Source organism: Pseudomonas fluorescens (assembly GCF_902498065.1).
GTDB classification, from domain to species: Bacteria; Pseudomonadota; Gammaproteobacteria; order Pseudomonadales; family Pseudomonadaceae; genus Aquipseudomonas; species Aquipseudomonas fluorescens_BJ.
Window position 1 is genome coordinate 202,910 of the sequence record NZ_CABVIR010000004.1, and the last position, 14,566, is coordinate 217,475.

Sequence of the window (14,566 nt, forward strand, 5' to 3'; positions counted from 1 at the left end):
GTCGCACTTTGCTGTAGTTCATTTGACGAGGTTCAGAACAATGAAATCCCTGTTGGCACTGTTTGGTTTTTTACTGGTTGCACAAATGGCACACGCTGGGCCGAGCATCAATATCGGCACGGTTTACGACTATCTGGACGGTGATAAAAGTACGTTTTTGAAACGCGTGTTCAATGGCGGCGACAGCACCGCTTTCGTCAAGGTCAACATCCTGGAAATCCTCTACGACGCCGACGGCAAGTCGCAGGAAGTGCCGCTCAAATCCAGTGCCGACGGCAGCACCCGGGACGGCTTGATGGCCAGCCCGGCGCGGCTGATCGTGCCTGCCAACGGCATGCAGGGCACGCGACTGTTGTACATGGGCGAACGGGACCGCGAGCGCTATTTCCGCGTGCGTTTCGTGCCGGTGGTGCCCGAGAAGGAAGACGAGTTCGCGGTGTCCGTTGAAGATCGCGAGGAATACAAGAAAACCCTGTCCGCCGGGGTCACGGTGCTCGCCGGGTATGGCGCGGTGTTTTTCGTTCGTCCCAAGGACACGCGTTACGCCAGCGTAATCGAGAACGGCGCGACGGATTACCGCATCCGCAACAACGGCAACACCGTGGTGGTGATCGACGAGTTCAAGGACTGCGCGGTCAAGAACGACCAGGACTGCCAGCCCACCACCAAGCATCACATTCTGGCGGGCCGCACCTTCGAGTTCGAGAAACAGGCCGGCCGCGAGTATCGCTTCACCCTGGTTGAAGGCGAGAGCAGCAAGAAGCTCGATGTGAAGGGCTGATGACCATGTTCAGAAAACTGATGGTTCTGATGGTATCGGCAGTGGCCTGCCATTCAGCGTTTGCCGCCCGCGAAGTGCATCACTTCGACGTGTTCGTGACGATCCCGAGCCAGGCGTTCTACGTCATTCCCTCCGACCCCGGCTGGATTCACCGCGAGCAGCAATTGCCGTGGAATCTGGTGACCTCGACCCTGGGCAGCTTGCGCAAGTATTTCGATGTGAAGAATGAGTCCGGTTCTATCGAGGCCCGGCTTGAGGGCAGGCCTTATCTGTCCAACGGCACGGATGCCCATGACATTGGTTTGCGCGTGCTGTTCAACGGCCATGTGCTGAATGAAATGACCAATAGCGAGGTGGTGTCGATGAGCGATGCCGCGCCGGGTAAACGTGTGTTGCTGGAGATCGTGCCAATGCCGCCTGTCGATGGGGTTTATAAACCGGGCAGCTATTTCGGCAGCGTCAATTTGATTTTCAACGCAGTGCTGCCGGGTGCGTGATGCCATGGTCGACTGGCTGTCGACCTGACTCGTTTCAGAGGAAAAAACATGAATCATTCACAAGGCATGGGGCGGCAGGTACGTTGCTGTGTCGGGATCGGGGTTTTATCGTTGCTCACCTGTTCTTCAGCCTGGTCGGAAGAAGTCTCGATTCTGGCGTCGTTCCGACCGGACTCGGCAAACCCTCAGCAGAATAAATTCAGGAATGACACACCTTCCAGCGGTTATTGCGCAGGTTATCCCAGCGAGTGCCGTGACAACGACATGTTCAGCCTCCGTGTGCCGATTCAGTTCAACTCCAATGCGCCGATCCAGGCGAATCACTCGTCGTCCCGCCAGGGGGCCACGTTCAAAGTCCCTGCACAGTGGCGCGAGTTGTCCGTGGTGCATGAAACGACGGGCGAACCCGAGACGGTCAAGGTTCGAATTGCAGGTCTGGGCTCCCAGTATGTGACGGAGGACGTTCTCAGTCTGGTCGGTGGAGGGAGCAGCTATGTATTTGCCCACGCCCAACTCTGGGGCGCCAGTTGGGTGTATGCGCCCGCTCCCTGTCTTTATAGTGGCGTAGGACTTGTGGGGTCGAATAACTATGCCTTTTTCTGGAAAACACCCGCCGAGGCCAGCTGCGATAAGCAGGCCAGGTTCAACGTGCCCTGGTTGCGTTACAGCTATCTGGATTTCGCCTATGAACTGATCACACCGAACCCGTTGGGCATGTCTTCGGGCCGTTATTCGGGACGCCTGACCTACAGCGTCGGACCGAACGGCGATTTCGATATGGGTGACGTCATGCAGCCAACCGATTCGACACTCGTGCTGAATTTCACGCTGGAAGTGCAACACACCCTCAAGGTCGAGATACCACCGGGCGGCAATCGCGTCGAGCTGGTCCCGCAGGGCGGCTGGCAAGCGTGGCTGACGCAGGGGCGCAAGCCGACACGCCTGTTCCGCGATCAGACGTTCAATATGTCTTCGTCGAGTCGCTTCAAGATGAACCTCGACTGCCAGTACACCCTGGATGGCAACCGCTGTTCGGTGCGCGACCCGGTTTCCGGTCATGTCGTACCGCTCGACGTCAGCGTGACGCTGCCCAATGGTCTGGTGGATGCTGCCGCGCAACCGGTCAACCGCCGACCGTTGCGGCGCGACGGCATTGGCACCGAGCTGTTTCAGCCACGCTTTTATGTCGATCGCAAACCGGGAACGTTGCACTTCGAGATTGCCCGGGACGAGGTCGGCGAAATGCTCAAGCCTGGTATCGCCCGATCCTACTCCGGCCTGGTCACGGTCATCTGGGATTCGGAAGTGGGTTAAGGGTTGAGCCCTGATGCATCACCCGATGCATCAGGGGTTTGCCGATTACGGCTGTGAGTCTTTTTGCAGCGCTGCACGGGTCAGCTTTCTGCTCAGCTCTTTTTCTTCGTAGCCCATGTCGTGAAGCAATCCGCCGTAGACCTCATCGGTCATGTCTTGATCCGTCAGTACCACGCTCTCATCAATATCCAGTCGGCGAGCGAGGTCTAGCAGGCGTTGTTTGAGTGCGCGTCGTTGCGCAATTTGCTGGTCTTTGGAGTTGGCCCAGGCATGTTGTACTTCGCGCAACTCATCCAGCAAGTCGCTCCTGGTTTCGTACAGCCGGGTATTGCGCCGGAACTCGTTCGGGTAGGTGTCACGCAGGTACTTCTGCCAGAACGGCTGCTCCAGCATGTCGTTGACCAGGCCATCGCCGGCTTCCATCGACATCACCGTATCGAAGGCGGTGTCGAGGGTTTCGGCGCTCACGCCGGCCACGCGGCGATACAGCATCGACTCCGATTGCCAGGGTAAATCGAGGCGCTGGGCCAGGCCGGTTTCGTAGGCGAGGTACACCTCCACTTCATCGGGATTGCCCGGTCGGCTGGCGAAATCGGCCCGGGCAATGTCATCCACCCGCGCGAGGCGAGCGGCACCTTTGGCCAGGTTCACCAGTTTGCTTTCAAGGACGGCGTTGGACGTCGACAAGGCATGGGCTTCGGAGGCGAGCACCTTGATGCCCATGTGGTTGAACACCTGGGCCCCGGCATCGGCACAGGTGGTGGGCGCCCTGGCCATTTCGAACAGGTCCTTGCGCAACCCGGTGTCCAGGTCGATGGCTTCGATCATGCGCCATACCCGGTTGCTGAGCTGTTGGCGCAATTCGCCGCCGGCCCGATAATCGGCCGAGCGGGTCTGCTTCTGGATCAAGGCAAAAAAGTCTTCGGAGCCAGGCTCGGTCATCAGATCGTGCCAGGCTTCCTCCCGGAAAGTCCCCAGCCCCGAGACCTCGGCACTCCACCAGACCGAGTCGTCTTCCATCGGCCACAGGTTCATAGCGTCTCGTGCAGCGTCGGCGTAGACCTGTTTGGGCGCGATGCCGACTGACCGTCGATACGCTTTGAAAATCACCAGGTTTTTGTCCGAGAGTTGTTTTTCGTACAAGCGAGTCCGTGCCACGAGGAAAGCATCCTCGGAGCCGGGTACGACCGTCGGAATGACGCTGATCGGGTTCTCCTGCAAATCCAGAAAAAAGCCACGCGGTCGACGCTTGTTGAGCGGCCCGAACAGGCCATCGGGCCAGGTGGTGGCCCCAGTGTTGCTCAAGCTCAGGATTCTCAGTTTTGGCATGCGCCCGACGTCCGGGAGCCTGCCCAATTGCCTGTTGTCATCGAGCCTGAGGGTTTCAAGGCGGGTCAGGTTGCGCAGTTGCTCGACGGCGGACGGGGTCAAGGTGATGTCGTTGTTCATCAGCCGCAAGGTTTGCAGGTGGTGCATCTTGCCAATGGTTTCGGGCAGTCGCGTCAACCCGCAACTGCGGGCGCTCAGTTGCCGCAGATGAGGGAAGTCGTTCAACAGGCCGGAGGAGGTTTCGGAGAAGGTCGTGCGGTCCAGATTCAAGGTGCTGATCTGATCGAGGTAGTGCTTGATGTCCGGCAGTTCCTTCCACCAGCGTTCGAGATCGGGCACATCGAACTCGACGGACAGGTCCAGCGCATAACCGCCGTCGGCCGTGAGACTGCGTTCACCGAATACAGTGGGTTTTCGTTTGAAACAATCGATAAGCCGTTCAAGGATGTGCAACCCGCCACCGCTGACGAACCCGCGTTGGTCCGGCCCCCAGCTATCCGGCTGCCGGTATCGCCAGCGATTGAGCAGCACGCGCAAGTCATCCAGTTCGCGGTCCAGTCGGGTCAGTGTCTGGTGCCCTTGCTCCTGCGAGCCCAGGGAGCGGACGAAGGTGTTGACCTCGCGTTCGTTGAAGTGGGGGTAGATATCCTGTACCCGTTCGGTGAGCGTGGCAGCGGTCGTGGAGAAACCGGGACCGCGTAACAGCACCATGTCTTCGTGGATGGCCTTCGGGCGGATTGGCGGCGCGGCGAGCGCAGTACGGCGCTGCGCCGGAGTCTCGGTCTTGGCCATCACCCATTGCTTGAAAAAGGCACCCTGGCCCGGCCGATAACCCAACTGCGCCAGTTTGTCTTTCGGCAAAGCGTTGAGGACCGCTTCGTAAAAACCAGCGGCTTCATGCAGCTTGTGGTTATCGGCGTCCCAGACTTCGAACTGGTTCACATCATCCTTGACCAGCACCCGGACCGTCGCCGCATCGTGTGTCCCCACGCTGCCGCGCAGTGGTCCGGCATCGTTGCCTTCGCGAACCTCGATGCGCAATTGCGCGAACGTGTCGGTATGAATCCTCAATGCGTTCAGCACAAGGCATTCGGTTTCCGCTACCCACTGCGCGCCATCATGAAAGCCCTCATAGGCATGGTTGGTGCGGGCTTCGAAGGCCGCTTCACGGGCTCGGCTTTTCAGGCTCAATGGCAGACGTTGCTCCTGGGTCATGCGCGTGAGGTCGGCAGCGTCGGCACTGTTCAGCAACGTCTGTGCCGCGCGGGTCGGCAGCTCGGGAAATGTCTGGCGAACGAGGCGGATCTGCGGATCGTCGGACGGTTGGGTACCTTGGTAAAGCTGATGGACGATGCTGGCATTCTGTCGACTGGCTTCGTCCGCCAGTCGATTGCGCAGCGCTTGCACCTGTTCGCCTTTGGCGGTGGGGCGACCGAGCACCGCTTGCAACTCTTCTTCGCTGAGGAACTCGACCAGCCTCGGCGCAAACTTCTCGCTCATGAGCTGCGACTGGCTGGTGGACAGCGTCTGCGCCTCGCTCGCCTCGGCATTGCCGTACTGGCGGAACCGGCTCGTCATGTCGGCGTTTTCGTAAACCCTCAGGGCTTTATCCGATGGCCAGCCTTCCAGGTAAGTGGCCAGCGACTCGAACCAATAGGAGTGCGGATCCAGAGGCTGGCCCGTGCGAATCCGTTCAATGGCGTGCCGGGTCTGCTGCTGGATTCTCAGGCGTGTGAGGCTGTCGTCCAGTAGCGGTGGCGGGGCGGTATTGTCGACGTACATCCGGCGCAGCGCAGCGTCGTCGGTGCCGCTGGCGATACGCACGTTGTCCAGTTGCGCGTCGCTGAAGCCATCCACCGAGTGGCCGAGGCGACGCATCAATGTCGGGCGATCCCATGCTCGCGGGGCCTCGGCTTCGTGGGTCCAGGCGCCGAGGCCATTGTGTTTCAACTCGGGTAGATAGGCATTCTCGCGGTGCGGGTGTTTGACGCGATAGTCGCCGGTTTGCGGGTCTTTTTGCACGGCGTAGTGCTGGTCATCCAGTGGCAGAATGTCCTGGCCTTCGTGGGCATGCAGCCCCAGCGCGTCAGGGCTGGCGTCTGCCGGTAACTTCACATCGGGCCGCGCATACGGTTTGAGGTCGGGATGCCACAGCCGTGGTTCGCCGTTGGGCAGGGTGACCGGTTTCATGCCCTCGATCAGCGGTGACAGTTTCAGGCGTGCAAGGCTTCCGATCTTCGCGCCGGCGGCAAACGCCACCAGCGAAAGAAAGTCCGAGACCACACCGGCAATATGCTCGCCGGCTTCGGTCCACATCCCCAGGGTCATGTCGACAACGCCTTCGAGGACATCGCTGGTCATCTGATACACGGAGTAGATCATCATCATTTCACCCAGCCCCGGCACGAACGGCGTGACGACCATCAGGGCGATGTTGAAGATGTCCGAGACTATTTTCTTGAAGTTCTCCCACCAGGCCCATCGGGCATTGGAGTCGGCATCGGCGGTGGACACAGCAATGTGTCGGGCGTCATTGAGGACCTTGTTGAGTTTTTGCTGGAAGAGGTACTCCCAGAGTTCGCCTGCAATCGGTGCGGCTTTGAACTGCAGATTGGGGGTGGTGACGGCAACTTCCCGCCAGCTCGGCCCCTGGTCCAATGGCTCTTTTTGATGCCACTTTACTTCGAACAGGCGTTGTTGCAGCCCGCTGAAAAAATGCCCTCGGTCTGATTGATCGACGAACCGGCTGAAGTATTGCTGGTAGGTCATGCCGGTGGACGACACGACGTTGTTGTCGCGCAGCTGGCGCGTCAGTTCTTTCATGAACGCGACGGTCGAGGGGTACTCTTTGAGCGGGTGCTCAGGGTCCTGCGGGACGTAGACCATCACCGGAGTAGCTTCGCGGATGTGTTGTTCCGGAATCGGTGTGATCAACACGATTCCGTTCAGCAGGCTGTCGAGAATCGACAACTCGGCGAATTGCATCACCCGGCCTTTGCGGGTGAGGTTGCGCTGGCCATCGAGCATCATCAGGATCAGGTCACGGGCATCGGCATCGATGTCGCCCGTCAGAACGGCCAGTTGAGCGGCCGCCTTGAATGCGGCTTTTTCGCTCTCGACGATTTTCAGCTTCAGGTAACCCTGGGCGAGGCTGTCACTGGGCAGCAACTGCTCTTCGAGGTATTTGGTGTAGCGCGCGCCAATGTCCAGTTCGCGGCAGAGGTTCTGGAACCGGGCAATGGACATTTTGCGTTTGATCGGCAGGATGTCGAAGTGCCCGCGCGCATCGGGCTGGCTGATGAAGTCCGAGTCCGGTTCGCAGGTTTCTGTGCTCGCGAAGTTATGCAGGGCCGCGTCCAGCAGGGAAACAGTGCGGGTAACAGCACCGCCGATGTCGCTGGCATACCAGGGCAGCTTTTTCGGTAGATAAAGGTACAGGCAGGTTGTCTTTACATCGACGTCGACACCGAACTGTTTCATTAACGCGTCGGTCAGTAACGGTTCGGCGAACTCGTAAACGCCCTGCACCTTTTCCATGACCTGGTCGACGGTGTTTTGCGCTGACCAGAGTTCAAGATTGGCTTCTTGTAATGGCGCGTGATCGAAATCCCTGGCGCTCTGTATCCATTGCCCTGAAGCCGTTTGTGTGAGGCTCAGTTCATGAAGCCGTCGCAGTGAAGCGCCTTTGAAGGTGGGGTGGATGCGGTTCTGGATGAACGCGTAGTGGCGGCCTTTGTTGTCGTCGTTCCCGGATGTCGGTAGCGCTGATATACGTCCGTGTAAGTCAGTCATGCTTTTGATAAACCTTGAGCATTAAGTGGAGTGACCAGCCTAACGCCCAAGGCTCAAAGTAAAAGTTTGAATTACCGCTGCTTGATCCGCGTTCCTCTGTGTAAAGGCATTGGAATTATCAATGCCGAAAATAATTAATTACCGCCATCGTTTATCAGCGTCGCGCTACCTCCACCGGCAGGCATTGGGTATGCGTGCCCGGTTGCAGGTACGGCGTGAGAATCGGTGCCATGCCCTTGAGTACTTGCACCGGTAAGGCCGAGGTGAACTTGAAGGCTTCAGCGGTGCTCCCTGGGACGAATGCGGTCAACGTACCGAAGTGGCTGTCGCCGATATAGAACACAAAAGTGGCCGTGCGGTTGATCGACTTCGAACTCAGAATCCGCCCGCCGGCACCAATGGCTTCGATGCGGTTGTCGCCGGTCCCGGTTTTGCCGCCCATGGCCAGCGGCTTGCCATCGGGGGTGATGAAAGTGCCGGAAACACGTTTGGCCGTACCGGCGTCCACCACGTGCGACAAGGCTTCGCGCATGGCCGCGGCGACTTCGGACGGCATCACCCGTTTGCCGACATCCGGGTCGTTGATCAGCTTGGTTTCGTACGGCGTATTCGCCGCGAAGTGCAGGCTGTCGATGCGCAATGTCGGCATGCGCACGCCGTCATTGAGGATGGTGCCGATCAGTTCCGCCAAGGCTGCCGGGCGGTCGCCGGAACTGCCGATGGCGGTGGCCAGCGAAGGCACCAGGTGATCGAACGGATAGCCGACTTTCTGCCAGCGCGCATGAATGTCGAGGAACGCTTCGATCTCCAGCATGGTGCGGATGCGGCCATCGCGGGCACCCTTGTGTTTGCTTTTGAATAGCCAGCTATAGACTTCCTGACGTTCAAACTGGCTGGCCTTGACGATATCGCTCCACTTGGCGTCGGGATGATTCAACAAATAACCGATCAGCCACAGATCCAGCGGGTGGACCTTGGCGATGAAGCCCTGGTCCGGCAAGTCGTAGAGGCCGGGGCTGTAGTTTTCATAAAGCCGTTGCAGACGATCGTCGGTGAGTTTTTCGGTGAGCTTGGCGCCTGCGAGGTGCGAGCGCACGAAGGTGTTGAAGCTCTCCTGACTGGCTTGCGGCAACAGATAGCGATGCACTGCAGCCATGCGAATCGGCGTCGGGCGCATGCTGTCGAGGAAGGTTTCGAGGCGTGCCTGGGTGTCCTTGTTTTTGTATCTCTTCCAGAACTTCAGCAGGAACGAAGTGCCTTCGCGGTCGGCGAACTCGGCCAGGTATTCCTGACGCCGCGGATCGCGGTCGTCCCCAAGCAGGGCCGCGCTGTTGTTCGGGCCGGAGTAGGTGGTGTAGCGCACCAGGTCACGCATCAGCCGAATGAACGGCAGGTTGATCGATTCGCGCAAGGCATCGCGCAAGGTTGGTATGCGACCGTTGTCTTCCTTGCGGAAGTTGACGAAGGTATGCAGCCCGCCGCCGGTGAAAAAGGCTTCGCCGGGGCTGGCCGAATATTTGCGGTCCAGCGCGGCGCCGAGCATGGCCGCCAGGTTGCGGTCCTTGTTCTGGATCAGGTACTCGACGGCCCATTGGCTCAGGCGATCCTGATCCGGGATGTCGACTTTCTTCAGTTCCGGGACGGTCATTTCGGCGTACTTGTCGTGCAGCTCGGCGATGATTTGCAGGTAGGTGGTCAGCACCCGCATTTTCGCGGTGGAGCCCAATTCCAGTTTGCTGCCTTCGTTGATGTCGAATGGCTGATCGGTGCTGTCGGTCTGCACGCGTACCCGCGAACCATCCGGGGTCAGTTCGAACAGGGTGAAGCTGTAGCGCACTTGCGTGGTGCTGGTGGGCGTGAGCAGGCGTTCGCCCATCAAACCAATCTGCGTGGCGAACGCCGGGTCGGCCAAATGCTTGAGGTACTCGGTGACCTGGGTTTGCAAATCGCCTTGCAGGGTGCTGGTGGCCGAGAGATCGAGGCGGTCGAGGTCGTACAGCGGACGATTGAGCAACCCGCTCAGGCGACTGCGCGCCACGCTGATGCCTTTGTTGGTTTCGATCGGTTGAATGGTCGGCTGGGTCTGCCAGTCGCGATAGACCACTTTGCTGGCCAATGCGGCGGCGGCGAACGGCGCGTCGATCACAAAGTTTTGCGCCAGCAGGCGAATGTGGCTGTCGGTGAGTTCGGCCAGTTCGTCACGGCCCTTGGTCAGGTAGTGGGAAGGGCGGCGCTGGGCAATCATCAACGACAGCATCTCACGCAGGGCCAGGCCTTTTTCCGCCATGGCCTTTGGATCCGTGTCAGTACTGAGCAACCGTTCGTTGGCCTTGTTGAAATCGGCGCCGTACCAGACACGCAAACCTTCGGCCATCCCGTGCACTTCGCCGTGGCCGGGCACGGCGGACAGCGGCACGCTGTTGAGGTAATCACGCACCACGTTCTGGCGAGCCACCAGGGTTTCCGGCCCGGCCTGATAGGCGCGCACGCTGGCGGAAATCATCTGGCGGATTTTTTCCCCGCCGGACACCGTCAAGCCGTCGGGCGAATGCCGGTACTTCTCGAGCTGTGTCGCGAGGGTGCTGCCGCCCGCCGATTGGCCAGGCATGTGCAGCAATTTGGCGACCTGCGACCACGCCGCCATGCCGAATCGTGGCCAATCCACGGCGGGGTTGGCCCGGGGTTGACGAGGGTCGAGCAGGAAGCGGTTTTCGATGAACAGCAAACTGCTGACCACCACCGGCGGGATCGCGTCAAAGCTTGAATAGAGTTGCTGTGGGTATTTGTACTGATAAAGCGGTGCCGCGCGGCAATCGGTGATCGACAGTCCGGCCTGAATTTTTTCTGCATAGGGCACGAAAAAGCCCTTGTCGGTGTAGTCCATCAACGGTTGGGAAAAGCGGGTTTGTGCCGCAACGACATAGTCGCGTTTGATCAGGCGCGGCAGGAATTCACCCAGAGCGCTGTAGCCCAGACGTAAATCAAAAGGGCCGGCCCCTGGATAGCGAATGGCATCGCTCGGGCCAGGCTTCAGTTCGTAACTCAGGGTAGCGGCATATTTGCTGGCTTCCCGTGATTGAAACTTCGAGGTACGCATTTCCCTGACAGCGGCCAACCCCAGAGCGATCAGGATAATCAACACCAGTAACCAAAACGCCTTCCACCCGTGTTTGGTGCGGCTACGACGGGGTTTTTCAGAGATAGGCGCTTCATCCACACGTTCAGTCGGGACCACAGTTTTACTCGTATCGGTTTGCCATAACGCGCCCATAGTCGACTGATCCATTCACGCAGATTGATCTGACTTGTTTGAAGCTTAGACGGTGGATGGTGCTGGTGAAAAAATTGTGAACACCCGGATATCGAATATTCACCGTGACCAATGACGAGCGGATGTTCTCGTTGTGGGAGCTGGCTTGTCGGCGATGGCGATTTCATGGACGCCATCGCTGGCAAGCCAGCTCCCACAGGGTTGAGGTGACCCCGATGTTTTTGACCCCCACGATCCGTAGGAGCTGGTTTGTCGGCGATGGGGATTTCATGGACGCCATCGCTGGCAAGCCAGCTCCCACAGGGTTGAGGTGACCCCGATGTTTTTGCCCCCCCCCCCCGACCCGTAGGAGCCGGCTTGTCGGCGATGGCGATTTCATGGACGCCATTGCTGGCAAGCCAACGCCTGCAGGATGGCCGTACTAGAGCCTTCGCTACGTAAATGCTACCTAGGTGGGGGCATGACGATGCACCAATGCTGTGCAATACTTCGCGCCGTTTTAACGGTGGAAATTCCTGAAAAAGTCAGGTAATGCACCTCCGTAAACCGCGCTATAACCGAGATTTCTCGCTTAATTTTGTGGTTTATAGAGTGAAAACACCTGTTGGAAGCTTTTTATACTGCACGCCCCGCTGATCTTGCAGGTTTTGTCCTACAAGACGGTTCTGTCCACGAAGCAGGCCCGGTGTCAGGCAAGCAATGGCTTATCGGTCAGCGCTTCGACACTCGGTGGTCATATCCAATAACAAGACGAGGTTGTACCCCTATGCCAGTCGGCAATCACCTGCCCCACGGCGAGACCGCTCAGGGCGGCCCGCTTAAACGCGAACTCGGCGAACGGCATATTCGCTTGATGGCGCTCGGTGCCTGTATCGGCGTCGGTCTGTTTCTCGGTTCGGCCAAGGCCATTGAAATGGCCGGCCCGGCTATCATGCTGTCCTACATCATCGGCGGTCTGGCGATCCTGGTGATCATGCGCGCCCTCGGCGAAATGGCGGTGCACAACCCGGTCGCCGGCTCCTTCAGCCGCTACGCCCAAGACTACCTTGGCCCGTTGGCGGGGTTCCTGACAGGCTGGAATTACTGGTTCTTGTGGCTGGTGACCTGCGTCGCGGAAATCACCGCCGTGGCGGTGTACATGGGCGTCTGGTTTCCTGAGGTGCCGCGCTGGATCTGGGCACTCGCCGCGTTGATCAGCATGGGCTCGATCAACCTGATCGCCGTAAAAGCCTTCGGTGAATTCGAATTCTGGTTCGCCCTGATCAAGATCGTCACCATCATTGCGATGGTGATCGGCGGCGTCGGCGTGATCGCGTTCGGTTTCGGCAACGACGGCGTGGCGTTGGGGGTTTCCAATCTCTGGGCTCACGGCGGCTTCATGCCCAACGGCGTGCAAGGCGTGTTGATGTCCCTGCAAATGGTGATGTTCGCCTACCTCGGTGTCGAGATGATCGGCCTGACCGCCGGTGAAGCGAAGAACCCGCAGAAGACCATTCCCAATGCGATCGGCTCGGTGTTCTGGCGGATTCTGCTGTTTTACGTCGGCGCGTTGTTCGTGATTTTGTCGATCTACCCGTGGAATGAAATCGGCACCCAGGGCAGTCCATTCGTGATGACCTTCGAGCGTCTGGGCATCAAGACCGCCGCCGGCATCATCAACTTCGTGGTGATCACCGCCGCACTGTCGTCCTGCAACGGCGGCATCTTCAGCACCGGGCGCATGCTCTACAGCCTGGCGCAGAACGGTCAGGCACCGGCTGGTTTTGCCAAAACGTCGAACAACGGGGTGCCGCGTCGGGCGCTGCTGCTGTCGATTTTCGCCTTGTTGCTGGGCGTGCTGCTCAACTACCTGGTGCCTGAAAAAGTCTTCGTCTGGGTGACGGCCATCGCTACGTTCGGCGCGATCTGGACCTGGGTGATGATCCTGCTGGCCCAGCTCAAGTTCCGCCAAGGCCTGAGCGCCAGCGAACGTGCCGGGCTGAAATACAAGATGTGGTTGTACCCGGTCAGCTCGTACCTGGCACTGGCGTTTCTGGTGTTGGTGGTCGGCTTGATGGCGTACTTTCCGGACACTCGCGTGGCACTTTATGTCGGCCCGGCGTTCCTGGTGCTGCTGACCGTGTTGTTCTACGTGTTCAAGCTGCAACCGACCAATGTGTCGCAAGGTGCGGTGCAATCGGCTTCGTAAGTCGTAACGCTTGAAATGAAAAAGCCCCGGTCAATTGGCCGGGGCTTTTTAATGGCTGATGAGATCTGCTGGGGTGAGGGGATTTAGCGAGTCGTCGCCACAAGGTTTTACACAGTCAATATCAGGCGGCGGCGACCTGTGCCGGCCGGGTCAATCGCTTATTGAAATCCAGCCAAGCCCCCAGCAACGCCATCAACCCCGCACCCACCAGGGCTGTGAATATCTGCATGGCAAACGCATCGTCGGTCATGGCATTGACCATGTCCGCCAGCGGCGCCAACAGAACGCCGAGGCAGAAGATCTCCAGCGAATAACGGCCCATGCGACAGCTTTGCTGCGCCAGCCAGTTTTGCGTCCAGCCGGTATCCGGCAACAGTTTCGCCGTGACATACGCCAGCGCCAGGAAGTGCAGCAACCGCACCGGCGACAGGTCGGTCTTGCTGATCGGGTACAACAGGTTGCTCAGCCACGCGGGCATCAGCGCGTCATGAATTTCGGGCCATCGCCACGAGACGGTCAGCACACCGGTAACCACCACATACACCGCGGCACTGACAAACAACGGCCGGCGCAGCAACGGGCGCGTGTCGGGTAATCGGGGTCTTTGTCCGTGAGTTGCTGCCGCGCCGCCCAGGACGAACAGCAGTTGCCAGACCACGGGGTTGAAGTACCACACGCCATCCTTGATGGCCGCCAGGTTCCAGCCGAACCACGGCGCCAACAAGTACACGGTCAACGACACGGCCACCACCGCCCATGGCTTGTGCACCAGCATCGGCAGCACCAGCGGCAAGCCGGCCAGCAGCACGATGTACAGCGGCAGCGGGTCCATGAGGTTCGGTTTGAAGCGCAGCAGCAGCTCATCCACCAACGCTTGCTGCGGGTTGGTGATGAAATGGTGCATGCCCATTTCTTCCACCAGATCCCTCGTTTCCACATGACTGTTGGCGAAGAAGACAATGCCCATCAGCATCGCCAGCAGGAAAATATGCACCACGTAGAGCACCCAGGCGCGGCGCAGGATCTTCACGCAGGCAATCAGATAACCATCGCGTCGGAAGATTTTCCCGTAAGCCAGAACGGCCGCATAACCGGCAAGAAACACGAAAATTTCCGCGGCGTCACTGAAACCGAAGTTACGCGGGGTGATTTGACCGAGGGGGTTGTGAGGCACGTGATCCCAGAAGATGAAGATCAGCGCCAGGCCTCGAAAAAAGTCGATCCGGTGATCGCGTTCAAACGTCATGACAGCAGGCTCGTGAACGGGTGTTGAATAAGGAGTGGCCAGCGCTGCAAAAGGTTGCGCGCCGCACATCGGCGGCGCGCAGGGTGGCGCGATTCGACGGCAATTGCAAAACACTCGCTATTACTGAATGTCTCAAATGTCCTGGCTG

The 14,566-nt window shown here is 59.1% G+C and carries 7 protein-coding genes; 4 read left to right on the forward strand and 3 right to left on the reverse strand.

The genetic code is table 11. The features are described from left to right. Positions 1–40 precede the first annotated feature (40 nt). From F8N43_RS16885 to F8N43_RS16895, 3 genes are read left to right on the forward strand one after another with little or no spacing between them, the layout of a single operon-like run. Positions 41–781 carry a molecular chaperone gene (locus F8N43_RS16885; RefSeq protein WP_150654061.1) on the forward strand — a complete coding sequence of 247 codons (741 nt, stop codon included), beginning with the start codon at positions 41–43 and terminating at the stop codon, positions 779–781. A gap of 5 nt (positions 782–786) precedes the next feature. After that, on the forward strand, positions 787–1,278 hold the full coding sequence (locus F8N43_RS16890) for a CS1 type fimbrial major subunit (RefSeq protein ID WP_150654062.1): 492 nt from the start codon (positions 787–789) through the stop codon (positions 1,276–1,278). A 48-nt stretch (positions 1,279–1,326) separates the two neighbouring features. Next, on the forward strand, positions 1,327–2,592 hold the full coding sequence (locus F8N43_RS16895; RefSeq protein WP_150654063.1) for a hypothetical protein: 1,266 nt from the start codon (positions 1,327–1,329) through the stop codon (positions 2,590–2,592). 45 nt (positions 2,593–2,637) lie between these two features. Here F8N43_RS16895 and F8N43_RS16900 read toward each other — a convergent pair whose 3' ends face one another. After that, positions 2,638–7,713 carry an NEL-type E3 ubiquitin ligase domain-containing protein gene (locus tag F8N43_RS16900; protein ID WP_150654064.1) on the reverse strand — a complete coding sequence of 1,692 codons (5,076 nt, stop codon included), beginning with the start codon at positions 7,711–7,713 and terminating at the stop codon, positions 2,638–2,640. Positions 7,714–7,867: 154 nt separating this feature from the next. Beyond that, on the reverse strand, positions 7,868–10,984 hold the full coding sequence (locus F8N43_RS16905; RefSeq protein WP_150654065.1) for a transglycosylase domain-containing protein: 3,117 nt from the start codon (positions 10,982–10,984) through the stop codon (positions 7,868–7,870). 766 nt (positions 10,985–11,750) lie between these two features. Here F8N43_RS16905 and F8N43_RS16910 point away from each other — a divergent pair. After that, positions 11,751–13,172: an amino acid permease gene (locus F8N43_RS16910; protein ID WP_150631229.1), complete on the forward strand. Its 1,422-nt coding sequence runs from the start codon at positions 11,751–11,753 to the stop codon at positions 13,170–13,172. Between the two features lie 121 nt (positions 13,173–13,293). Here F8N43_RS16910 and F8N43_RS16915 read toward each other — a convergent pair whose 3' ends face one another. Continuing rightward, positions 13,294–14,418, reverse strand: coding sequence for an OpgC family protein (locus F8N43_RS16915; protein ID WP_150631228.1), 1,125 nt, complete (start codon positions 14,416–14,418; stop codon positions 13,294–13,296). Positions 14,419–14,566: the final 148 nt, after the last annotated feature.

What these genes read in the sequence shown, in the direction of transcription:
- F8N43_RS16885 (WP_150654061.1), top strand. Translation starts at nt 41, where the DNA reads ATGAAATCCCTGTTGGCACTGTTTGGTTTTTTACTGGTTGCACAAATG.
- F8N43_RS16890 (WP_150654062.1), top strand. Translation starts at nt 787, where the DNA reads ATGTTCAGAAAACTGATGGTTCTGATGGTATCGGCAGTGGCCTGCCAT.
- F8N43_RS16895 (WP_150654063.1), top strand. Translation starts at nt 1,327, where the DNA reads ATGAATCATTCACAAGGCATGGGGCGGCAGGTACGTTGCTGTGTCGGG.
- F8N43_RS16900 (WP_150654064.1), bottom strand. Translation starts at nt 7,713, where the DNA reads ATGACTGACTTACACGGACGTATATCAGCGCTACCGACATCCGGGAAC.
- F8N43_RS16905 (WP_150654065.1), bottom strand. Translation starts at nt 10,984, where the DNA reads ATGGGCGCGTTATGGCAAACCGATACGAGTAAAACTGTGGTCCCGACT.
- F8N43_RS16910 (WP_150631229.1), top strand. Translation starts at nt 11,751, where the DNA reads ATGCCAGTCGGCAATCACCTGCCCCACGGCGAGACCGCTCAGGGCGGC.
- F8N43_RS16915 (WP_150631228.1), bottom strand. Translation starts at nt 14,418, where the DNA reads ATGACGTTTGAACGCGATCACCGGATCGACTTTTTTCGAGGCCTGGCG.